At 62.2% G+C, this 21,058-nt stretch carries 22 protein-coding genes; 12 read left to right on the top strand and 10 right to left on the bottom strand.

Annotation, left to right across the window (positions count from 1 at the left end; genetic code table 11):
- Window positions 1-163 precede the first annotated feature (163 nt).
- From AB6O04_RS01615 to AB6O04_RS01605, 3 genes are all read left to right on the top strand, one after another.
- A complete protein-coding gene (locus tag AB6O04_RS01615) occupies window positions 164-433 on the top strand; it encodes a Trm112 family protein (protein WP_368561882.1) in 270 nt (89 codons plus the stop codon).
- Window positions 430-1,311 (top strand): carboxylating nicotinate-nucleotide diphosphorylase, encoded by an 882-nt coding sequence (gene nadC / locus AB6O04_RS01610; RefSeq protein ID WP_368561880.1) that lies wholly within the window; start codon window positions 430-432, stop codon window positions 1,309-1,311. The genes AB6O04_RS01615 and nadC overlap by 4 nt, the downstream gene beginning before the upstream one ends.
- 84 nt (window positions 1,312-1,395) lie before the next feature.
- Entirely contained in the window at window positions 1,396-1,725 is a 330-nt protein-coding gene (locus AB6O04_RS01605; RefSeq protein WP_368561878.1) for a DUF3301 domain-containing protein, read from the top strand.
- Window positions 1,726-1,842: 117 nt separating this feature from the next.
- Here AB6O04_RS01605 and AB6O04_RS01600 read toward each other — a convergent pair whose 3' ends face one another.
- The 6 genes from AB6O04_RS01600 to AB6O04_RS01575 form a co-directional block, all read right to left on the bottom strand.
- Window positions 1,843-2,289, bottom strand: coding sequence for a ClpXP protease specificity-enhancing factor (locus AB6O04_RS01600; RefSeq protein WP_368561877.1), 447 nt, complete (start codon window positions 2,287-2,289; stop codon window positions 1,843-1,845).
- Window positions 2,290-2,486: 197 nt separating this feature from the next.
- A complete protein-coding gene (locus AB6O04_RS01595; protein WP_337342374.1) occupies window positions 2,487-3,122 on the bottom strand; it encodes a glutathione S-transferase N-terminal domain-containing protein in 636 nt (211 codons plus the stop codon).
- A 189-nt stretch (window positions 3,123-3,311) separates the two neighbouring features.
- Complete coding sequence (locus AB6O04_RS01590) at window positions 3,312-4,058, bottom strand: cytochrome c1 (protein WP_368561876.1); 747 nt, start codon at window positions 4,056-4,058, stop codon at window positions 3,312-3,314.
- Window positions 4,051-5,310: a cytochrome bc complex cytochrome b subunit gene (locus tag AB6O04_RS01585; protein WP_337342376.1), complete on the bottom strand. Its 1,260-nt coding sequence runs from the start codon at window positions 5,308-5,310 to the stop codon at window positions 4,051-4,053. The genes AB6O04_RS01590 and AB6O04_RS01585 overlap by 8 nt, the downstream gene beginning before the upstream one ends.
- 3 nt (window positions 5,311-5,313) lie before the next feature.
- The gene (gene petA / locus AB6O04_RS01580) at window positions 5,314-5,925 is read right to left on the bottom strand and encodes a ubiquinol-cytochrome c reductase iron-sulfur subunit (RefSeq protein WP_368561873.1); all 612 of its coding nucleotides are present in this window, start codon (window positions 5,923-5,925) and stop codon (window positions 5,314-5,316) included.
- Window positions 5,926-6,093: 168 nt separating this feature from the next.
- The gene (locus tag AB6O04_RS01575; protein WP_368561872.1) at window positions 6,094-7,044 is read right to left on the bottom strand and encodes a transglycosylase SLT domain-containing protein; all 951 of its coding nucleotides are present in this window, start codon (window positions 7,042-7,044) and stop codon (window positions 6,094-6,096) included.
- Window positions 7,045-7,281: 237 nt separating this feature from the next.
- On the opposite strand from AB6O04_RS01575, the gene miaB reads away from it, so the two are divergent.
- Window positions 7,282-8,691, top strand: coding sequence for a tRNA (N6-isopentenyl adenosine(37)-C2)-methylthiotransferase MiaB (gene miaB, locus AB6O04_RS01570; RefSeq protein WP_368561909.1), 1,410 nt, complete (start codon window positions 7,282-7,284; stop codon window positions 8,689-8,691).
- A 132-nt stretch (window positions 8,692-8,823) separates the two neighbouring features.
- On the opposite strand, the gene AB6O04_RS01565 is transcribed toward miaB, so the two are convergent.
- From AB6O04_RS01565 to AB6O04_RS01550, 4 genes are all read right to left on the bottom strand, one after another.
- On the bottom strand, window positions 8,824-9,915 hold the full coding sequence (locus AB6O04_RS01565; protein WP_368561871.1) for an ABC transporter permease: 1,092 nt from the start codon (window positions 9,913-9,915) through the stop codon (window positions 8,824-8,826).
- Window positions 9,912-10,838 carry an ATP-binding cassette domain-containing protein gene (locus tag AB6O04_RS01560; RefSeq protein ID WP_368561908.1) on the bottom strand — a complete coding sequence of 309 codons (927 nt, stop codon included), beginning with the start codon at window positions 10,836-10,838 and terminating at the stop codon, window positions 9,912-9,914. Before AB6O04_RS01560 ends, AB6O04_RS01565 begins: the two co-directional genes overlap by 4 nt.
- Window positions 10,839-10,917: 79 nt before the next feature.
- On the bottom strand, window positions 10,918-11,877 hold the full coding sequence (locus tag AB6O04_RS01555) for an HlyD family secretion protein (protein ID WP_368561869.1): 960 nt from the start codon (window positions 11,875-11,877) through the stop codon (window positions 10,918-10,920).
- Window positions 11,867-12,577 carry a TetR/AcrR family transcriptional regulator gene (locus tag AB6O04_RS01550; RefSeq protein WP_368561868.1) on the bottom strand — a complete coding sequence of 237 codons (711 nt, stop codon included), beginning with the start codon at window positions 12,575-12,577 and terminating at the stop codon, window positions 11,867-11,869. The genes AB6O04_RS01555 and AB6O04_RS01550 overlap by 11 nt, the downstream gene beginning before the upstream one ends.
- A gap of 147 nt (window positions 12,578-12,724) precedes the next feature.
- Between AB6O04_RS01550 and AB6O04_RS01545 the strand changes: the two genes are divergently transcribed.
- From AB6O04_RS01545 to corA, 8 genes are all read left to right on the top strand, one after another.
- On the top strand, window positions 12,725-13,024 hold the full coding sequence (locus AB6O04_RS01545; RefSeq protein WP_368561867.1) for a hypothetical protein: 300 nt from the start codon (window positions 12,725-12,727) through the stop codon (window positions 13,022-13,024).
- Window positions 13,025-13,344: 320 nt separating this feature from the next.
- Window positions 13,345-14,325 carry a PhoH family protein gene (locus AB6O04_RS01540; protein WP_368561866.1) on the top strand — a complete coding sequence of 327 codons (981 nt, stop codon included), beginning with the start codon at window positions 13,345-13,347 and terminating at the stop codon, window positions 14,323-14,325.
- A 139-nt stretch (window positions 14,326-14,464) separates the two neighbouring features.
- Entirely contained in the window at window positions 14,465-14,953 is a 489-nt protein-coding gene (ybeY, locus tag AB6O04_RS01535; RefSeq protein ID WP_368561864.1) for an rRNA maturation RNase YbeY, read from the top strand.
- Entirely contained in the window at window positions 14,954-15,538 is a 585-nt protein-coding gene (locus tag AB6O04_RS01530; RefSeq protein WP_368561863.1) for a hypothetical protein, read from the top strand.
- A gap of 59 nt (window positions 15,539-15,597) precedes the next feature.
- The gene (locus tag AB6O04_RS01525) at window positions 15,598-16,461 is read left to right on the top strand and encodes an HlyC/CorC family transporter (protein ID WP_368561862.1); all 864 of its coding nucleotides are present in this window, start codon (window positions 15,598-15,600) and stop codon (window positions 16,459-16,461) included.
- 4 nt (window positions 16,462-16,465) lie between these two features.
- A complete protein-coding gene (locus AB6O04_RS01520; RefSeq protein ID WP_368561861.1) occupies window positions 16,466-17,659 on the top strand; it encodes a DUF4105 domain-containing protein in 1,194 nt (397 codons plus the stop codon).
- Window positions 17,660-17,789: 130 nt separating this feature from the next.
- Window positions 17,790-19,742, top strand: coding sequence for a glycoside hydrolase family 97 protein (locus tag AB6O04_RS01515; protein ID WP_368561907.1), 1,953 nt, complete (start codon window positions 17,790-17,792; stop codon window positions 19,740-19,742).
- Window positions 19,743-19,841: 99 nt separating this feature from the next.
- On the top strand, window positions 19,842-20,858 hold the full coding sequence (corA, locus tag AB6O04_RS01510) for a magnesium/cobalt transporter CorA (RefSeq protein ID WP_368561860.1): 1,017 nt from the start codon (window positions 19,842-19,844) through the stop codon (window positions 20,856-20,858).
- Window positions 20,859-21,058 lie beyond the last annotated feature (200 nt).

The raw sequence follows: 21,058 nt of genomic DNA, 5'->3' as shown, positions 1-21,058 counted from the left end.
GTCCTCAGTCACTAAAGGAGCATTTTAGCCGGCTGCGGATCGGGAGTGGGGAAAGGGCAATCGGAAAAACCATGCTCGCCAAACGAATCAGGCCCTGGAAACGGCCCGGATGTTACGCTTTCACCATTCTCGATTCCCGACTCTCCATTTCCGGCTTTAATCCATGGATCGCAAACTGTTGGACTTGTTGTGCTGCCCTACTACCCGGCAACCGCTGGCGCTGCTGGATGCGCGCGGGCTGGAAGCGCTTAACCGGGCCATCGGCACTGGCGAGGTGCGCCGCGCCGATGACAGTGCGCAGAGCGAAGCGCTGCGCCAAGCCCTGATCACGCGTGACCGTAAAACGGTCTATCGCATCGACGACGGCATCCCGGTGCTGTTGGCCGAAGAAGGTATCGCCACCGCTCAGGTCGACGATTTCCCCGCACGATGAGCGGCGATTTCGCGCCTCCGTCGAGGGAAGTCGTTGACGCTGACGTCGCCCGCGCGCTAGCCGAAGATGTCGGCAGTGGGGATGTCACGGCTGCCTTGCTGCCGGACACCGCCGATTCCGCCTATCTGTTGTGCAAGGAAGATGCCGTGATCGCGGGGCGGCCATGGTTCGACGCCTGCCATCGCGCGCTCGACCCCCAAGTACGGATCGACTGGCGAGTGCAAGAAGGTGACCGAGTAAAGGCCGGAACGGTGTTAGCCATACTCGCGGGACGCGCGCGCGCGTTGGTTACCGCCGAACGAAGTGCGTTGAACTTCCTGCAGACCCTTTCTGGCACCGCCACCACCACGGCAATTTATGTGGACGCGGTGCGTGGCACAAAGGCAAAGATTCTGGATACCCGCAAGACGATTCCCGGACTGCGGCAGGCGCAGAAGTACGCCGTGCGCTGCGGTGGCGGCAACAACCACCGCATCGGCCTGTTCGATACGGTCATGCTGAAGGAAAACCATGTTCGCGCCGCAGGATCGCTCACCGCCGCGATACGCGTCGCACGTGCGATGCAGCCCTCGCTACCACTGGTGGTCGAAGTGGAAACCCTGGCGCAACTGGAAGAAGCCTTGAAAGAAGGGTGCGACCGCGTTCTCATCGACGACTTCGATGCGTCGGCGCGACGCGAAGCGGTGCGCATCGCCGCCGGCCCACCATTCAACAGCGCGATTTCACTGGAAGTTTCCGGCGGTGTCGATCTCGCCACGCTACGCGCCATCGCCGAGGACGGCGTTGACTACATTTCGATCGGCGCACTCACTAAACACGTCCGGGCTATCGATCTGTCGATGAAGCTTGGCCCGCCGCCAAACCTATTTTCCCATTAATGTTGACGGCATCCTGACCGGCACCGATTCCGCTGGCCAGTACAGACCGGCTGTCTTCCAACCCCACCACGGCCTTTTCTGCTCATGCCTAGCCTGATCCTGCTGATGATCGCCGGCGCCGCCCTCTTCGCGTACTGGAATGCCGCGCGAGCTGCCGCGGAGCGCGCGGAACAGCTAGGCCGCAACGCCTGCGCCGCGGCCGATGTGTTGTGGCTGGATCAGACCGTGCATGCTAGCGGTCTCCGTCTTCGCCGCGGCGAAGACGGGAGACTCGGTTTCGAGCGCTCGTTCCGCTTCGAATATTCCTACGACGGCCTTGATCGCCACATCGGCAAGCTGGTGCTACGCGGCGAAAAGCTGGTCTCGTTCGTCGGACCTGCCAGGCCTTCGGCCGCGCCGTTCGAATTGCATTGAGTGTTTAACGACCTCTGACGGGTAGGAGCGCCGTCTCGGCGCGAGCTCTTCGCTGCTATCGCGAACCGATAGAAAAAGCTCGCGCCGAGACGGCGCTCCTACCGATCTCGATCCGCGTTACTTGACCACCCTCAAGTGCGGACGTTTGCCGGCGGTCGGCACGTCGTCGGGCGACGGAGCGTCAGGGGTCGGCGGTTCGTCATCGTCGCCACCTTCCGGTCCGGGGCCATGGCTGACGTCGTCCGGCAGTGCCATGCCCTGCCCGGTTTCGCGCGAATAGATGGCCAACACCGCGGAAATCGGCACTGAAACCGGGTAGCTGACCCCGCCGAAACGTGCGGTGAAACTGACGGCTTCATTGTCGATCTGCAGGCGCACCACCGCGCGCTCTGCGATGTTCAGCACCACCTTGCCTTCCTTGACCGCACTGGCTGGCACCTGCACTCCCGCCTGGGTCGCATCGACCAGCAGGTGAGGCGTCATTCCGTTGTCGGCGATCCACTCGGCCAGCGCCCGTAGCAGGTACGGGCGATGGCTGGTCATACGCGGCACGTCTTCACTCATGCGGGCAGTTTAGGGGCAAGTCGGCGCGGGCGCGAGCCAAGCAACAAAGTGCGCATGCCAATGGCTAATGCGGCAGAAAAGAAAAATCGCCACGGTGATACACCTGCCGTGACCCGCTGTGTTGGCAAGAGCTGCAAAGCCTGCACGGCCTTCGACCGCGCTTCGATCCAGAACCGCGCTCAGGCCAGAATCCTGATTCAGGCGGGCAGCTCGCGCAGTTTCTTTTCCGCGTCGGTCAGGCTGCGCACAAACCCAGGATTCCGGAAAATGCGATTGCCGTAGTCCTCGATAGCCTTGCCGTCCTTCGGCAAGGGCACGTCCAACGCCGGCAGGCGCCAGATGATCGGTGCCATGGCGCAATCGGCCAGGCTCATTTCCGGGTTGAGGAAGAATTTGCTGGCCTTGAACAGCGGCACGGCCGCGGTCAGCAGTTCCTTCAAACGCTTGCGCCCGGCTTCGACCTGCTGCTTGTTGCCCAACTGGATGGCCTGCACCTGCGGCACCCAATCGTGCTCGATCCGCAGCATGGCCAAACGCAGGCGGGCGCGCGAAAGCGGATCCACCGGCATCAACGGCGGATGTGGATAACGTTCGTCCAGGTATTCGCTGACCACCGAAGCGGCGTACAGCACCAGATCGCGCTCCACCAAGGTGGGAACGGAGTGATAGGGATTCAGATCGATGAGATCTTCAGGCGGGTTCTGCGGGTCCACCGGGACCAGATCGTAACTGACGCCTTTGGCCGCCAGTACCAGGCGGACGCGGTGGCAGAGCACATCATCGGTGGAGGAAAACAAAGTCAGTGTATTGCGCATACGTGGACTCGCAGCCATCACGGCTCTCCGACGACCGGAATCCGCCGATCGCACCAACGCCGCCAGCCCCTTGCTAACGGTCGTCACGGTCCCTGAGTGTGCAATCCCTACAGAGAAAAGCCAAGCGCCCCCTGCCCGGCTTTCTCTTGGCAGCCTGCGCACATCCAACGAGCATGCGCGGCTGCCAACAGAGATCCACGTGACGCCTTAGTGGACGTCTTTCCAGTACTCCTGCTTCAGCAGATAGGCCAGGAATGTCAGCGCAGCCAGGAACAATATCACCCACACACCGATGCTCTGGCGCTTGAGTGCTGCTGGCTCGCCGGCATACTCGAGGAAGTTGGTTACGTCACGCACGGCCTGATCGAACTCCGTCGCGGTCAAGCGCCCGGGTTGCGGCACATGGAGCTTCTCCACGTGGCGTTCGCCCGTCGTTTTGTCCGGCTCGCCGTACTCGGCATGCTGCAGTCCCTGCTGTTCCCATAGCGGATTAGGCATGGAAACGTTGGGGAACAGCTTGTTGTTCCAGCCCAGCGGGCGCGACTCGTCCAGGTAGAAGGACTTGAGGTAGGTATAAATCCAGTCGCTGCCGCGCACACGCGAAATGAGGCTCAGATCGGGCGGCATCTTGCCGAACCACTTTTCACCATTCGCGTGTGGCATCGACACTTGGATCTGCTCACCGAACTTGGCACCAGTGAAGTTGAGGTTGTTCATCACCTCTTCTTCGGTCAGGCCCAAATCTTCGGCCATCCGCGAATAACGCAGGTACTTCAGCGAATGGCAGCCGGAGCAGTTGTTCATGTATAGCTGGGCGCCACGCTGTAGCGAGACCTTGTCGCTCAGGTCGTTGCCGGCTTGCATCAGGTCGCCGCCGGCAGCGGCGTACACGGAAAACGACAGCAGCATTCCGCTGGCGAAGACGGCCAAGCGGGAAACGAAAGTCTTAGTCATGCGTCGTCACCCGTTCCGGTACTGGCTTGGTCTTGTCTAGCTTGGTCCACAGCGGCATGGTGATGAAGAAGGCGAAATACAGGAAAGTCAGTACGCGGCCGATGATGGTCTCGACCGGGTCGGTACCCGGGCCGGCGCCGATCTTGCCAAGCCATACGAAGCACACTGCCAGCATGCCCAGCATGACCTTGGTGATCCAGCCCTTGTACTTGTGCGACCGGACCTTTGACTTGTCCAACCAGGGCACCAGGAACAGGATCGCGATCGCTGCGAACATCACGATCACACCACCCAGCTTGTCGGGAATCACGCGCAACATGGCGTAGTACGGGGTGTAGTACCACACCGGCTTGATGTGCTCCGGCGTCACCAGGCGGTTGGCCTCGGTGAAGTTGTCGTGCTCAAGGAACCAGCCCCCGAAGGCCGGTGCGAAGAAGATGATGAAGGCCGCGATGATCAGCAGGAAGCCGACACCCACCAGGTCCTTGACCGTGTAGTACGGGTGGAACGGAATGCCGTCGACCGGCTTGGTCGCGTCCCAACGGTTGCCCTTTGGCCCGTATTTGATGTCCACGCCGTCCGGGTTGTTGGAGCCGACTTCATGCAGTGCGCCCAAGTGCAGCACCACCAGCAGCAATAGCACCAACGGCAACGCGATGACGTGCAGCGCGAAGAAGCGGTTGAGTGTGGCGTCGCCGGGCAGGTAGTCGCCCATGATCCATTCGGTCAGGCCGTTGCCGATCACCGGAATGGCGCCGAACAGCGAGATGATCACCTTGGCACCCCAGAACGACATCTGGCCCCAGGGCAGCACGTAACCCATGAAAGCTTCCGCCATCAGCACCAGATAGATCAGCATGCCCAGGATCCACACCAGTTCGCGTGGCTTCTGGTAGCTGCCGTAGATCAGGCCGCGGAACATGTGCAGGTAGACGACGATGAAGAACAGCGAGGCGCCGGTGCTGTGCATGTAGCGGATCAGCCAGCCCCACTCCACGTCGCGCATGATGTATTCGACCGAGGAGAATGCTTCCGCCGCGCTCGGCTTGAAATGCATCGTCAGGAAGATGCCGGTGACGATCTGGTTGACCAGCACCAGCAGGGCCAGCGAGCCCATGTAGTACCAGAAGTTGAAGTTCTTGGGCGCGTAGTACTCGGTCATGTGCTTGCGGTAGACCGGCATCATGCCGGGCGCCCGCGCGTTGACCCAATCCCATACGCCGTTGGCGGTGCGGGTGAAGATGTTCGCCATGACTTACGCCGCTCCCTTTGGATCCACGCCGATGATGATCGTCGTGTCGTTCTCGTAATGGTGCGGCGGCACCACCAGGTTGGTGGGCGCCGGGACGCCTTGGAATACGCGGCCGGCCATGTCGAAGCGCGACTTGTGGCAAGGGCAGAAGTAGCCGCCCTTCCAGTCGGGATCGTAGGGTTCCGGCTTGATCTCGGCCGCCATTTCCGGCGAGCAGCCCAGGTGCGTGCACAGTCCCACCAACACGGAGATTTCCGGCTTGATGGAGCGTGCCTCGCCCTTGATGTATTCCGGCTGCTGGTCGGTGTTCGTGGATTCCGGATCGCGCAGGCGCGCATCCAGCGTCGGCAGAGCATCCAGCATGGCCTTGGAGCGCTTGACGATCCAGATCGGCTGGCCGCGCCACTCCATGATCAAGCGCTGACCTTCCTGCAGACCAGTGATATCGGCCGTCACCGGCGCGCCGGCCAATTTGGCCCGCGTACTTGGGTTCCACGACTTTATAAACGGTACTGCTGCAAAACCGGCACCCACTGCACCGACCACAGCCGTGGTCGCAGTCAGGAACCGGCGTCGACCTGTATTAACAGGCCCATTGACCCCATCATTGGCCATCCGGCACTCCGCAAAACAATCAGGTAGCTAAAAGGCTGCCATAACCCGCACACGAACTTCGCGCGGGCCGCAAAAGACGTGGAAGTGTAACGGAAGCCTTAATCCGCCGACAACGGCATGCTGAAAATCAATGACTTGCGGGCTCGAGATGCGCAGCCTTCGCATGGATCAGCGCGCGGCGACGGCACCGCGATAACGCTCGGCCAGTACAGCCACACGTTCGACATAACGCTGGGTTTCCCGGTAAGGGGGGACCCCGCCATGCCGGTCCACGGCGCCTTCGCCTGCGTTGTAGCCGGCGGCAGCCAGGGTCAGGTTGCCGTTGAAGCGCTTCAACAACCAAGCCAGGTACTGTGCGCCGCCACGAATGTTCTGCGAGGCGTTGTAAGCATCCGTCACACCGAAGCGGCGTGCCGTGCCCGGCATCAGTTGCATCAGGCCTTGGGCGCCAGCGTGCGAAAGGGCCATCGGGTTGTAGGAAGACTCCGCGTGCATGATGGCGCGGAGCACTGCTTCCTCCACTCCGAATTCGCGCGAGGCGGCGGCGATTTCGTTCTGGTAGGCGGTGGTGTTGAGCCGCAAACGGCCGAAATTGACGCCGGGATTGCCGCAGGCGAAACAGGTTTCGATGAAGCTGTACTTGATCGTCCGGACGCTGGCGACATTCGCTGCGCCTTTGGGCTTGCTGCTGGTGTAGTGCCGCACGCCATCCTTGATATAGGAATAAACCTGCCCGCTGACTACGCGACGAGTGCCGCCGCTGCCCAGCGATGCGGCCGCGGTTGCCCGAACGGGTACGACAGCATTGGACGAATCCGCGACCATAGCCGTGGTCGCCGCGCCCATGGCAACTGCCGGCGTGGACGGGTTGGTCGGCGCAACCGACGCTTCTGAACCGCTGAGCTTGGGGCTACTGGGCCTGGAAGCCGCGGATACCGGAATAGAACGTGCGCGGCTGGGCGTGTAGTGGCTGACCACCTGACACTGAGCGCCGCTGACCCGCTTGCTGACGTAGCTGGGAACGCCGTCGGCGCCCAGGCACTTGTATAGCGTGCCCGCACTGACCGGCAGCGCGAACGACACGGCAATGACGCCCCAAAGCAGCAGGATCCCCCTCATGGCGCGCAGTGTCCCAACTTCCCGACGGGTTGCCAAGTCCTTGTCCAACAAAGGATTCCTCCAATCTGTGCGGTCCGTCTGATATCCAGCCAGCGAAACCGACGGACCACTTCCGTCCGCCTTCCCTGATTCAACGCCTACCGCGGCTGATTCCGGCCGCGGGACTGCGCGTAAACTACGCACCCTACTCGCCACCCGCCTGGAATAAGCACCATGCCCGGGAAGCCCGCTTCCGAAATGCCCGCCCAGGGCGCCTTGTCCGTACCCGTCGTGCACGATACGCCCGCTACGGGCTTGCCCGCGCGAGGAAAGCTGTTCATCAAGACCCACGGCTGCCAGATGAACGAGTACGACTCGGCCAAAATGGCCGACGTGCTGGCCGCCAGCGATGGCCTGGAGCTGACCGACAACGTCGAAGAAGCCGACGTGGTGCTGGTCAACACCTGCTCGATCCGCGAAAAAGCGCAGGAGAAGGTCTTCAGCCAACTTGGCCGTTGGAAAGCGCTGAAGAAGGATGGCAAGCCGGTCCTGATCGGCGTGGGCGGCTGCGTCGCCTCGCAGGAGGGCCAGGCTATCGTCAAGCGCGCGCCATACGTGGACCTGGTGTTCGGGCCGCAAACCCTGCACCGCCTGCCCGAGTTGATCCGCGAGCGCCGCGCCAGCGGTCAGCCGCAAGTCGATATCAGCTTTCCCGAGATCGAGAAATTCGATCGCCTGCCAGAGCCGCGTGCCGAAGGGCCCAGCGCGTTCGTTTCGATCATGGAAGGCTGTTCGAAATACTGCAGTTTCTGCGTGGTGCCTTACACCCGTGGCGAAGAAGTCAGCCGGCCATTCGAAGACGTGCTGGTGGAAGTCGCGCAGTTGGCCGCGCAAGGTGTGCGTGAAATCAATCTGCTGGGCCAGAACGTCAACGCTTATCGCGGACCCTATGGAGATGCCGAAGTCGCCGACCTTGGCCTGTTGATCCGCGCCATCGCGCAGATCGAAGGCGTTGGGCGCATCCGCTTCACCACTTCGCACCCGCTGGAGTTCTCCGACTCACTGATCGAGGCTTATCGCGATGTGCCCCAATTGGCCAATTATCTGCATCTGCCAGTGCAAGCCGGCAGCGACCGCATTTTGTCGGCGATGAAACGCGGCTACACGGCGCTGGAGTTCAAGCAGAAGATCCGCAAGTTGCGCGCGGTGCGCCCGGACATCTCGATCTCTTCGGACTTCATCGTCGGCTTCCCCGGAGAGACCGACGCGGATTTCGACAAGACGATGAAGCTGATCGAAGACGTGGGCTTCGATCAATCGTTCTCCTTCATCTATTCGCGCCGTCCCGGCACGCCGGCCGCCGATCTGGAAGACCACACACCGGACGCCGTCAAACATGCACGACTGGAACGCCTGCAAGCGCACATCAACGCCCATGCCGCGACGATTTCGCAATCCATGGTGGGCAGCGTGCAGTCGGTGCTGGTGGAAGGCCCTTCCAAGAAGGATCCCAACGAACTGACCGGCAAGACCGAGAACATGCGCTCGGTGAATTTTCCCGGCCATGCGCGGATGGTCGGCCAATTCGTCGATGTGGTGATCACCGAGGCGATGTCGAATTCGCTGCGCGGAAGAGTGGTGGCTGTAGACGACAGCGCTGCTGCCTGAGGTGGGCGCCATCCCGTCGGTAGGAGCGCCGTCCCGGCGCGAGCTCTTCGCTTCTATCGCGATCTGGCGGGAAGAGCTCGCGCCGGGACGGCGCTCCTACCCCTATATCGTTGGCAAAAAATGGCCCGGCCATCAATCCAACCGCTTGCGGAACCGCAATATCGCCGCGGTCATCATGACAGCCGTGAAAGCGATCAGCGCCAACACATCCGGCCACAACTCCCACAGATTGGCACCACGCAACATCACCCCGCGGATCAAACGCAGGAAGTGCGTCAGCGGCAATACTTCCGCCAGCCACTGCACCGGTCTGGGCATGCCCGAAAAGGGAAACATGAAACCGGACAGCAGGATCGACGGCAGGAAGATGAAGAACGTCATCTGCATCGCCTGGAACTGCGATTGCGCGCGCGTGGAGATCAGTAATCCCAAAGTCAGATTCGCGATGATCAGCAGCATCGCCGCCACGTAGACATCCAGCACGCTGCCATTCAAGGGCACATTGAACAGCCACAATCCCAACGCAAGGACAACCGTGGTCTGGATCAGGCCGATGCCCACATACGGCAGCACCTTGCCCACCATCAGTTCGCCGCGGCTAACCGGTGTGGCGATCAGCAGTTCCATATTCCCGCGTTCGCGCTCACGCACGATGGCCACGCCGGTGAATAGCACCATGGTCATGGTCAAGATCACCCCGATCAGTCCCGGCACGATATTCACCGCTGAACGCCGCTCTGGGTTGTAGAACGCCACGACGCTGATCGGCCGCGCGGCGGACAACGCGTTCACGCTGGTGCCGTCCACAGGCATCTGCGCCAGTTGTGCGGCGGCGCTTTGCACGGCGTTGTCGCTGCCATCCACCAGCACCTGCATCAGCTCGCGCTTTTCGCTGCGCCGGCGTTCGAAATCCGGCGGAATCACTATCCCGATGCTGATCTGGCCTTGGCGCATCGCCTCCATCAGCTCGTCGGGCGTGCGGGCGGCCAGTGTTGGCTTTACTACCGTGGTCGCCACCACGTCCATCACCAGTGCGCGCGAGCCCGCGGTGTTGGCCTGGTCCGCCACGCCAGCTTTCAAATCTCGCAGGTTGGTGTTGATGGCATAGCCGAACAGCAGCAACTGCATCACAGGGATGGCGACGATCATCGCCAGCGTGATGCGGTCGCGGCGCATCTGCCGCATTTCCTTGAGCATGACCGCGTAAAGACGCCGCCCGTTCATGCGGCTTGCTCCCGCGGTGCTTGTCCGCGCGTGGCGGAAACGAAGACGTCTTCCAGATTCGGCTGCGAAGGCGCGACTTCCGCGGTGAGACCTGCATTCCGTAGCGCATGTTCGATTCGATCATGCGCACTGCCGTCTTCCGCCAATAGCACCCGCAAGGTATTGCCTATCTGCGCCACGCTGATCACCCCCTCGACGGCGACCAATGCTTTCTGCGCCCGTCGCGGCTGCTCCGCGCTGACTGCCAGCGTTCGGCCCGCCAGCTGCTCGGTCAGCTCATCCGGCGAACCATCGGCGACCAGCACGCCGCGATCGAGAATGGCCAGATGGTGGCAACGTTCCGCTTCATCCATGTAGTGGGTGGACACCAGGAGAGTGGTGCCGGCATCGGCCAGTTCGAACAGTTTTTCCCAGAAGTCGCGGCGCGATTCCGGATCGACCGCGCTGGTCGGTTCATCCAGAAACAACAACTCAGGCTGATGAATGACGGCACCGGCCAACGCCAGGCGCTGTTTCTGCCCGCCACTCATGGTGCCGGCCAACTGCTTCTGCCGGTCCTTGAAGTGGAACTGCTCCACCAGGTCGTCGATCCGTTCCGCTGCCTGCCGCTTGGACAGGTTCTGCACCGCGGCCAGGAACCCCAGGTTTTCACGCACACTGAGATCTTCAAACAACGAAAACTTCTGTGTCATGTAGCCGATGCGGGTACGCAACTCATCGGCCTGTTCGGGAATACGCAGGCCCAGTACATCGATCTCGCCCGCTGTCGGAGTCAAAAGCCCGCATAACATGCGAATGGTGGTGGATTTCCCTGAGCCGTTGGGGCCAAGGAAGCCATAGACATGACGGCGCGGCACTTCCAGGTCAACCTGATTCACCGCCACCAGATCGCCGAAGCGCTTGGTCAGACCGTGTGCTCGGATGGCGACGTCTTCTTGCGGAAGCGGTTCGCGCCGGGACTGAAGCATCGTGGGCACAGATGCCTTCCCGTTATCGGGCGAATCACTGCTTGCCATGGAATTCGGCCCGCACCGGAAAGCCGGCTGGCAGATCGGCAGCTTCTTTGCCCAGGCTCACCTCCGCCAGGTAGCTGAGACGCGCCGCATCCGCGCCGATCAACGCGTAATAAGGGGTAAAGGTGGGTTCGCTGCGGATCATTCTGACGCGGCCGGCATAGGCTTGTTCGCGTCCGTCGACATGGATCCGCACCGGGTCACCCACTTTTACATTGGCGCGTTGCGGTTCCGGTACATAGATGCGCGCATAGGGTGCCTCACCTACCAGCAGGATCGCGAGCGATGCGCCTACGGGCGCTTGATCGCCCAGCTTGTAAGGCAGGCTGTCGACGCGGCCGGCGCGCGGCGCCACCACATTCAACTTATCCAACGTGACCGATTGTGTCGTCGCCTGTGCTTCGGCAGCGGTCAGTGCGGCCTGGCCTTGAGCGATCTGTTCGCGCCGGGTGCCGCGCTCCAATTCAAGCAACGCTGCTTGCGCCAGACGGACTTGCGCCGATGCGTTGTTGGCCGCGGCACGGGCGCGGTCCACTTCCGAAGCTGCTACCAATTGCTGCCGGCCCAGCGGCTGTAGACGGCGGTAGTACGCCTGCGCATCGGTGGCCTGCGCCTGCGCGGCTGCCAGCGAGGCGCGTGCCTGCGCGATCGCCTCGCTGCGCGGTCCGGCCTCCAGTTCGGCCAACACTTCGCGGCTTTGCTGCGCCTGTGCTTGCACGGCGGCGAGTTGCGATTGGGTGCGGGTCAGTTCCAGCTGCAGCAACGGAGCGCCCGCGGCCACTTGCTGGCCTTCGCGCACATCGATACGAACGATTTTTTCAGCTACCGGCGCGGGCAACGTCACGCGATCCCATTCCAACGTGCCCAGCGCCTGGGGTGCCTCGGGCTTGCAGGCCGCCAACGGCAGCAGCACTACAAGCAGCAGGAAAAGCTTCCGATCACTTATCATTTTCCAGTTCCAATCCGCGATCCAGAAGTACCAGGGTGTGCCGGCGCAAGTCGTCGAAGTCCAGCTCTTCGGCGCCGAACATCGCGCGCCAGATAGGTGCACCCGCCAACGGAAACATCGTCAGGCCCACAAGCGATACCATCAGCAATCGCGGGTCCAGATCGGGGTTGAGGCGCCCCTCGCTTTGCGCCTCTGCGAAACGCTTGGCCATCATCTGCGGCAACTGCGGGCCTACCCGATCGATCAGCATGCCGCGCAGCGCACCGCCTTCGCAGAGCACCTCGCGCACCCACAGCGCCGGCCACCACGGGTGTTCGGCGACAATGGTGCCGATGCCCTGCACGAAACTGGCCACCATCGAGGCGATGTCACCGCCGGCATGCGCTACCGGCTCGCGTATTCCCAGCACCAACGGCAACACCTTCTCGGTAACCACCGCCTCCTGTAGTTGCGCTTTATCGCCGAAGTAGTAATGAACCAGCGCCGGGGTCACGTCGGCCTCGCGGGCGATGTCACGCAGTGATGTGGCAGCGATGCCCTGGCGAACGTAACAAGCCAGCGCGGCCTCCAGCATTTGCGCACGCAGATCGGCCGTGTCCGCGACGGGACGCCCCGGCGCGCGCTTCCGTGGCGATTTGGTCTTTTCGGGAGCCGTCTTGGCGGCCGCCGGATGATCTTGTGGGGGAGTTGTCCTGGGCATGTCGACATATTTAATTCATCGATTAATTAACTGCAAGTGTCAGCCGACGAACGGCGCCCGGTGGCCGTTTCGGCCCTGTCGCGTTACCCTGCGTGACCCTGTATTCGCGCCTTCAGGACAGCTGCCATTCCCCAGGACTCCCCCAGCTTGTGGGTCTTCGTGCTCGAAGCCCGGCCATTGCCAGACACGCCGGATTTTTCGCAGTTCGGTGGCGCGCATGTCCTCTGCTATCAGATGCCGGGCTTGTCGGAAGACCCGATGCGCCACGCCAGCGACTTTCTTCGTCAGGCGGGCTGGCAGGTGATTGGCGTCGAAGAAGAGCCCGAGCAGATCACCCGCGAGGAAGCGCCCGACGAAGATCACTTCGATCAGGCGCTGCTCGACGACGAGGCCTACATCTTCCATCAATGGCCGGTGGAAGACATGGACGACGAAACCCGACATTAGGGCGTGTCATCCCTTGGGTAGCCGCCCGCGTTGAGTCAATACGGCCGCCAGCCGGTGTTGCGTGGCGCAGCGCTTGACTGGCCGTCAAAGCCTGCCCCTGCGAAGGCAGGGGTCAAGCCGCGCCGCGCCGGCTGGGGGGGCCGTACCGGCTCAACCCGAAGAGCCTGCCCCGTACTTGATACGGGGGCCGTACCGCCGCGCGTCCGGCGCGGTGTCATCGCTCGGGCGTGTATCGGCATACACTTCCTCACTCTTCCTTGCGCCGAACGCGCGGCGGTACGGCGCGGATGACTACCCAATGTATGACACGCCCTAGCCCGATGACTGCCCCTTTCAAACGCGAATTCACCCTGGAACCCGAAAACGCCGAGTGGCTGGCGAACCTGGCCGGCCCGTTCGACGCGCACCTGCGCCAGATCGAGCTCCGGCTGGGCGTGGAAATCGCCAATCGCGGCGCTATCTTCCGCGTCACCGGTCCCGAGAAACCAGCCACAGCGGCCGAGAAACTGATCCGCGGCATGTATGCGGAAGCCGCGCAGGAAGTCTTCGACAGTGAAGCCATCCACCTGCGCTTGAATGCCGCCAACGTGGAACACTTGGCGGCGGGCGGGTTCCAGCCCCAGGACGTGGCAATCAAGGTCAAGCGCGGCACGGTGCGTGGTCGCGGGCCAAACCAGGCCAACTACCTGCATGCTATCGCCACGCATGATGTCAACTTCGGCGTCGGCCCGGCGGGTACCGGCAAAACGTTTCTCGCCGTCGCCAGCGCGGTGGAAGCATTGAACGAATCTCGCGTGCAGCGGTTGGTGCTGGTGCGGCCTGCAGTGGAAGCGGGAGAGAAACTTGGGTTTCTGCCTGGTGATCTCGCCCAGAAAGTCGACCCCTATCTGCGGCCGCTGTACGACGCGCTGTACGAGATGCTGGGCGTGGAAAAAGTCGTCAAGCTGCTGGAAAAGAACGTCATCGAGATCGCGCCGTTGGCCTATATGCGCGGACGCACGCTTAACGACGCTTTTGTCATTCTGGACGAGGCGCAGAACACCAGCATCGAGCAGATGAAGATGTTCCTGACCCGCATCGGTTATGGCAGCACCGCCGTCGTCACCGGCGACCTGACCCAGATCGACCTGCCACGACACCAAAAATCGGGGCTGAAGGACGCATTGGAGGTGCTGCGCGGTGTCGAAGGCATTTCCTTTACCTTCTTTACCAGCCGTGACGTAGTGCGCCATCCGCTGGTAGCGCGTATCGTGCAAGCCTACGACGCGCGCGACGATAAAGACGTCGCAACCGGTCCGTGATCACAGGCACCTACCATCGTCCAGTGAATGCTGGTTCCTCTCATCGGCCTTTGAGCAGAACGTTTCTCCGCATGCAGAAGCAATCGCAAAATGGGTTTCCGTTGACCCGCCATGGCGCTCCCGGCTGGATGGTGAATAGATGACCCAAGGCCCGGTCCGTCTCGATGTTTCCGTGAGCTACGCGCTGCCACGCGTGGGCCTGCCTGCGGCGGTGAGCTTTCGCCGCTGGGTGGCGGTAGCGCTGGACGGCCGCATCCGCGAAGCCGACCTCGCCATCCGCATCGTCGACAGCAAGGAAGGCCGGGCGTTGAACCGTCATTATCGGGGCAAGGACTACGCCACCAACGTGCTCAGCTTTCCCGCGGAGATGGCCGAAGGCGTCAAGATGCCCAAGGGCGTCAAGATGCCGCTACTCGGCGATCTGGTGATCTGCGCGCCGGTCGTCGCGCGCGAGGCGCGCGAGCAGAAGAAGCTGCTGGCCGCACACTATGCCCATCTCACCGTACATGGCGTTTTGCATCTGCTGGGCTGGGACCACGAAGACGACAAGGAAGCCGAGTGCATGGAACAGCTGGAACGCGAGATCCTGGCGGAGCTGGGCATCGCTGACCCCTACGCGGAGCAGTAGATGTTTCGACGCCTGATCGCCACGGCGCTGCTGACGGCGCTTCCACTTCTTGCCCTGGCGCAAGACACCGATCCAGCGTGGGATCCCGCACAAGTGGACTTGTCGGCACTGATTTCCTGCCAAGGCCAGCCGGAGCAGTTCATGGTCTTGGCCATCGCCATCCAGGACCCACTGAAGGCGGTCTCGCTGGGCTGGCGGCCTTTGCCGCAGACCAACATGTTCATGACCGAGTACGCATTGAACGCTCCGGTGACGGCATTCGGCCACGGCAGCCAGCACATTGCCTTCGCGGGTTCCAGCGTGATGGCCATCCTGGACCTGCCCGATCCGCGCCCGCTCGCCAAGCAACTGAGCCTGGAAGCGGCGGTCGACACGCCGGAGAAGGCGATGTTCGGCAAGGAAGTGCTCAGCGAGGAGACCGTGGACGAGACCAGCGGCAAGGTGCTGATCCGCTCGGCGGTGCTCAGCGTGTCCAACGTCACTTCGCATCCCGGCAAGACACTGGCCGGCTGCACCTACAGCATCGACCCGCTTGAGGAAGACCCCGAAGAACCGGCCGCCGAGCGCGCCACCCGCGCTGAATGATCCCACCATCCTGTTAGACTCCCCCGGTCGCCCGTCCCAAGGGTGCCCGTTTCCAAGCGATGTCAGAAGAAGACGACAGTACCCAAGCGCCCGAACCTGAAAAACGGCGCTCCTGGCTGGACCGCCTGAGTTCGGCGTTCTCCGGCGAACCCTCCACACGCGACGACCTGGTCGCGTTGCTGCGCGATGCTCAGGCCGATGGCCTGATCGGCAGCGATACCTTGCGGATGATGGAAGGCGCGATCGCCGTGTCGGACCTTACCGTCGGCGATGTGATGATTCCGCGCGCGCAGATGGTTTCGCTGCCCATTGAGGAGAAGTTCCTCGAGCTGATGAAGCAGGTGGTGGAATCCGGCCATTCGCGCTTTCCGGTGCACGGCGAAAACAAGGACGAGATTCTCGGCATCCTGCTGGCCAAGGACTTGCTGCGTGGCGTCGTGGCCGATCATGGCCCCGGCAACGTACGCGAGTTGCTCCGGCCGGCGGTGCTGATTCCCGAATCGAAGAAGCTCAACCTGCTGCTGAAGGAATTCCGGCTGTCGCGGAACCATATGGCCATCGTGGTGGACGAGTACGGCGGCGTCGCCGGCTTGGTCACCATCGAGGACGTACTGGAGCAGATCGTCGGCGAAATCGACGACGAGCACGATGTGGCCGAGGACGAGTCCGTCCTGATCTCCGCACAAGCGAACGGCCAGTACGTGGTGGATGCGCTGACGCCCATCTCCGATTTCAACGAACGTTTCGGTGCGGACTTCTCGGATGACGAATACGACACTGTCGGCGGCCTGGTCACCGCGGCCATCGGCCACCTGCCGGAAACCGACGAAGAACTCACCCTTGGCCGCTTCGCCTTCCGTGTGGCCAAGGCCGACTCCCGCCGCGTCCATGCCTTCCACGTCGGCGTTCTTTCGGAAAGCTAGCCGGATGACTTTTTTTCAGTCGACGACCGCGCTGGCGCGCCTAGCGTTGCTGTGCGTGCTGTGGCTGTCGGCCACGGCCGCGTGGGCTGCGGCACCGCGCATCGGTGTCGCCACCATGCAGCCGGGCGAGATCTTCTTCGAGCGCTTCGGCCACAACGCGATCGTCGTCGTCGACCCGGCAACCGGACAGGCAACCTCGTACAACTTCGGTTTCTTCGATCCCACCGAGCCGGATTTTGTCAGCCGTTTCGCCGAAGGTGAGATGCGCTACTACCTGGTCGCCCTGCCTTTCGAAGAAGATCTGCTGCATTACCGCGAAACCGGCCGCGGCGTCACGCTGCAGTGGTTGCGGCTGCCCCCGGAACAGGCGCGAGCATTGGCCGACGCGCTGGCCGAGCGCTCCAAGCCGGAGAACGCGCGCTACCGCTACGATTACTTCACCGACAACTGTTCGACCCAGGTGCGCGATGCGCTGAATACCGCACTCGGCGGTGCGCTGAAGTCGCAACTGTCCGGGCGCTCGCACGGCAACACCTTCCGCAGCGAAGCAGTCCGCTTGGCATCGCCGGCCACCTGGATGTGGCTGGGCTTCGATCTGGGCCTGGGGCCGGCCGCCGACAAGCCGATGTCGCGCTGGGAAGAAGCGTATGTGCCCATGCGCTTGGCCGACAGCCTGCGCGAAGTGAAGAACACCGACCGTCAACCGTTGGTGGAATCCGAGATGCAGTTGCTACCGCACACAGCCGCACCAGAGCCAGCGGAGATGCCGCGGCGCTGGCTGCCGTGGCTGGGAGCCGGCGTGCTGATCGCCGTTGCGATCATGTTGTTGGGCCGCTACCCGCGCTTGATCGCCACCATCGCCCTGCCGTACTGGCTGGTCTGCGGCATTGCCGGCTTACTGCTGGCATACCTCTGGGGCTTTACCGACCATTGGGCCGCGTGGGCAAACCGCAATTTGCTGCTGCTCAATCCTTTGTGTCTGGCGCTGCTGCCGGGCGCGATTTCCGTGTTGCGCCGCCGCACACCGCCACGCTGGTTCGGCGTGTGCGTGACCATCGTTGCGGTGGCTGCCGTGATCGCGTGGATACTGCATTGGCTGCCGTTGCGGCCGCAGTACAACCAGACATGGATCGCGCTTTTGCTGCCTATTCATGCCGCTTTCGCATACGTATTCATGCCGCGCCGCTTGTTACGTTGAAACGCCTGTCGCAGGATGCGGGCTCTATCTCCGCATCCCGAAGGTCCGCATGATCCGTCGTCTTATCGTACTGACCACGCTGCTCTTCCCCTTGCTGTTCTTCCCCATGGCTCTATCAGCTGCACCCGCGATGGTCGCGTCGCCCGACGGCAGCCTGACGGTTGAGATCGCCACCGATCCGGACGGACGGCCCAGCTACGCTGTATCGCGGCGCGGTAAACCGATCATCGCGCCCTCGCGGCTGGGTTTCATGTTGATCGATGCGCCCAAGTTCGAACGCAACATTGTCATCGGCAACCCGCGCACCCGCAGCTTCGACGAACGCTGGGAACAGCCCTGGGGCGAGCGCCGTTTCATCCGCAATCGCTACAACGAGTTGCGCGTCACATTGAGCGAAACCGCCAAGCCCAAGCGCAGCTTTGATGTGGTGTTCCGCGTCTACGACGACGGACTTGGTTTCCGTTACGAGTTTCCGAACCAGCCGCAACTCAAACAGATCAAGATCGGCGAGGAACTGACCGAATTCGCGCTCGCCGATGCGGCGACCGCCTGGTGGATTCCGGCGGGCGAATGGAACCGTGAGGAGTATCTGTACCACCGCACGCCGGTGGAAGAAATCGGCGACGCGCAAACGCCCATCACCTTCAAGCTGGGCGACGGCACGCATCTGTCGATCCATGAAGCGGCACTGATCGATTATTCGGGCATGAATCTCACCCGCGTCGAGGGCCGCCGCTTGAAGGCTCTGCTCACGCCCGGGATCGGCGACGGCAAGGTGATCCGCGACGCGCCATTCCACACACCCTGGCGCACACTGCAGATCGCGGACGACGCAGGCGGACTGGTGACCTCCAGCCTGATCCTCAACCTCAACGAACCCAACAAGCTGGGCGACGTGTCGTGGGTGCAGCCGATGAAGTACGTCGGCGTCTGGTGGGAAATGCACCTGGAAGCGAAAACCTGGGCCTCCGGCCCCAAGCATGGCGCGACCAACGAGAACGTCATGCGCCACATCGATTTCGCGGCCAAGAATGGTTTCGGCGGCGTGCTGGTGGAGGGCTGGAATATCGGCTGGGACGGCGATTGGTTCGGCAACGGCGAGGACTTCAGCTTCACCCGGTCGTATCCGGATTTCGATCTGGAGAAACTCGCGGCCTACGCCAAATCGAAGAACGTCAGGCTGGTCGGCCACCACGAAACTTCCGCCAACGCGGCGCACTATGAAGCTCAGATGGGTGCGGCATTCGATCTCTACCAGAAGGTCGGCGTCAACGCGGTGAAAACCGGCTACGTGGCCGATGCCGGCCAGGCCAAGGTGATCGGTAGCGACGGCAAGGTCCACTACGCATGGCACGAAGGCCAGGACATGGCCCGCCATCATCTGAAGGTCGTCACCGAGGCGGCAAAGCGGCACATCTCCATCAACGCGCACGAGCCCATCAAGGACACCGGCCTACGCCGGACCTACCCCAATACGATCTCCCGCGAAGGTGCACGCGGCATGGAATACAGCGCCTGGGGCCAGCCGGGCAATCCGCCCGAACATGAAGCCAACCTGGTGTTCACCCGCCTGCTGGCAGGCTCCATGGACTACACCCCCGGCATCTTCGGCATGAAAACGCGCGCGCCCGATGGCGTGGCGACCACCTGGGCCAAGCAACTGGCGCTGTATGTGGTCATTTACAGCCCGCTGCAGATGGCGGCGGATCTGCTGGACAACTACGAAGCCAATCCCGCGCCGTTCCAGTTCATCAAGGACGTTCCAGTGGATTGGGAAGACACGCGCGTGTTGAACGGCGAAGTAGGCGACTACGTCACCATCGCCCGCAAGGACCGCCACAGCGACAACTGGTACCTGGGTGCGGTGTCGGACGAAAAGCCGCGTGAACTGAAGGCTTCGTTATCTTTCTTGGCGCCGGGCCGCCGCTACACAGCGCAGATATACCGCGACGGTGCCAAGGCCGATTGGAAGACTGCACCGCAGGACATCGTCATCGAAGAGCGGCAAGTCGCCAGCACCGACACGCTGATCTTGCGCCTGGCGCCCGGCGGCGGCCAGGCGATTCGCTTCATCGCGCAGTGAACGCACATGTGGGAGTGGTGCCAGCATGCCGACACCACTCCCACAGGGAAGCATCAGGACATCTTGCCCGTCAGCGCCATCTGGCGCACGATGCGCGCCATGAACGATATCTCCTCCGTCCAGGGCGACAAACCCGCACTGCCCAAGTGCGTGATCAACTGCGTTGTCTATGATCGCGAGGGCAAACGCCGCGATATTCCGCTGGATGAGATCAGCGACGTGCTGGCGAATGAGGACGGTAGTTTTCTTTGGGTCGGCTTGTACGAGCCGGACGACAGCATCCTGGACAAGCTACAGGAGGAATTCTGTCTACATGATCTGGCAGTGGAGGACGCACAGCACGCCCATCAGCGCCCGAAAATAGAGGCCTACGGCAATTCGCTCTTCGTCGCGCTGCACACTGCGCAAGTGGTCGACGACCGCATCCGTTACGGCGAGACGCACGCTTTTCTGGGAGCGCGCTATCTGGTCACAGTGCGCCATGGCGCCTCACTGTCGTATGCGCCCGTCCGCGAGCGGGTACAGCGCGAACCGGAGCTGCTGGCGCTGGGACCTTCTTACGGTTTGTACGCTGTGCTGGATTTCATCGTCGACAATTACCGCCCCATCGTCGACGAGTTCCGCGACACCTTGGATACGCTGGAGAAAGACATTTTCTCGGATACTTTCCGGCGGGTGACGGTGATCAAACTCTATGAGCTCAAACGCGAACTGACCAAGATGCGTCTGGCCGTGGCACCACTGCAGGATGTACTGACTCAGCTGTCGCGTTCGCAAAGCGCGCTGATACCCGACGAAGTGCGCTTGTACTTCCGCGACGTCTACGATCATGCCTTGCGAGTCAACGAAGCTACCGACACCTTGCGCGAAATGCTGACGACTGCGCTCAGCGTCAACCTGTCGTTGGTTACCCTGGCGCAGGGCGAAGTGGTCAAGCGATTGGGCGCGTGGGCAGCGCTGCTAGCGGCCCCCACCTTGATCGCCAGCTGGTACGGCATGAATTTCAAGAACATGCCGGAACTGGACGATCGTTTTGCTTATCCGATCTTGATAGGCGGAGTAATCCTTGTCTGTGTGGGCCTGTATCGGCTGTTCAAGCGTGCCAAATGGTTGTAGCGCTTACAGGAAAAACGCCAGCGTTCGCCTAGATGATGGCGGCGCGAAAAGCATTCGGCAGTTGAAGGCACCATTGAAGACACTGGCTCCCGCCTTCGCCGGAGGCACTTCTCAACAGCCGGATGGCGGGTCATGACGATGGACTGCTGTTTCTGGGCTTCGTGCTGCAGTGCCGCAGGCATCCTTCTTCAGCGCATAGA

The organism is Pseudoxanthomonas sp. UTMC 1351 (assembly GCF_040948865.1).
Taxonomy (GTDB): Bacteria; Pseudomonadota; Gammaproteobacteria; order Xanthomonadales; family Xanthomonadaceae; genus Pseudoxanthomonas_A.
Note: the sequence above shows the minus strand (reverse complement) of the source record. Positions and strands in the feature narration are given on the sequence as shown.

Coding starts and splice junctions, on each gene's coding strand:
- AB6O04_RS01615 (WP_368561882.1), top strand. CDS start 164: ATGGATCGCAAACTGTTGGACTTGTTGTGCTGCCCTACTACCCGGCAA.
- nadC (WP_368561880.1), top strand. CDS start 430: ATGAGCGGCGATTTCGCGCCTCCGTCGAGGGAAGTCGTTGACGCTGAC.
- AB6O04_RS01605 (WP_368561878.1), top strand. CDS start 1,396: ATGCCTAGCCTGATCCTGCTGATGATCGCCGGCGCCGCCCTCTTCGCG.
- AB6O04_RS01600 (WP_368561877.1), bottom strand. CDS start 2,289: ATGAGTGAAGACGTGCCGCGTATGACCAGCCATCGCCCGTACCTGCTA.
- AB6O04_RS01595 (WP_337342374.1), bottom strand. CDS start 3,122: ATGGCTGCGAGTCCACGTATGCGCAATACACTGACTTTGTTTTCCTCC.
- AB6O04_RS01590 (WP_368561876.1), bottom strand. CDS start 4,058: ATGACTAAGACTTTCGTTTCCCGCTTGGCCGTCTTCGCCAGCGGAATG.
- AB6O04_RS01585 (WP_337342376.1), bottom strand. CDS start 5,310: ATGGCGAACATCTTCACCCGCACCGCCAACGGCGTATGGGATTGGGTC.
- petA (WP_368561873.1), bottom strand. CDS start 5,925: ATGGCCAATGATGGGGTCAATGGGCCTGTTAATACAGGTCGACGCCGG.
- AB6O04_RS01575 (WP_368561872.1), bottom strand. CDS start 7,044: ATGAGGGGGATCCTGCTGCTTTGGGGCGTCATTGCCGTGTCGTTCGCG.
- miaB (WP_368561909.1), top strand. CDS start 7,282: ATGCCCGCCCAGGGCGCCTTGTCCGTACCCGTCGTGCACGATACGCCC.
- AB6O04_RS01565 (WP_368561871.1), bottom strand. CDS start 9,915: ATGAACGGGCGGCGTCTTTACGCGGTCATGCTCAAGGAAATGCGGCAG.
- AB6O04_RS01555 (WP_368561869.1), bottom strand. CDS start 11,877: ATGATAAGTGATCGGAAGCTTTTCCTGCTGCTTGTAGTGCTGCTGCCG.
- AB6O04_RS01550 (WP_368561868.1), bottom strand. CDS start 12,577: ATGCCCAGGACAACTCCCCCACAAGATCATCCGGCGGCCGCCAAGACG.
- AB6O04_RS01540 (WP_368561866.1), top strand. CDS start 13,345: ATGACTGCCCCTTTCAAACGCGAATTCACCCTGGAACCCGAAAACGCC.
- ybeY (WP_368561864.1), top strand. CDS start 14,465: ATGACCCAAGGCCCGGTCCGTCTCGATGTTTCCGTGAGCTACGCGCTG.
- AB6O04_RS01530 (WP_368561863.1), top strand. CDS start 14,954: ATGTTTCGACGCCTGATCGCCACGGCGCTGCTGACGGCGCTTCCACTT.
- AB6O04_RS01525 (WP_368561862.1), top strand. CDS start 15,598: ATGTCAGAAGAAGACGACAGTACCCAAGCGCCCGAACCTGAAAAACGG.
- AB6O04_RS01520 (WP_368561861.1), top strand. CDS start 16,466: ATGACTTTTTTTCAGTCGACGACCGCGCTGGCGCGCCTAGCGTTGCTG.
- AB6O04_RS01515 (WP_368561907.1), top strand. CDS start 17,790: ATGGTCGCGTCGCCCGACGGCAGCCTGACGGTTGAGATCGCCACCGAT.
- corA (WP_368561860.1), top strand. CDS start 19,842: ATGAACGATATCTCCTCCGTCCAGGGCGACAAACCCGCACTGCCCAAG.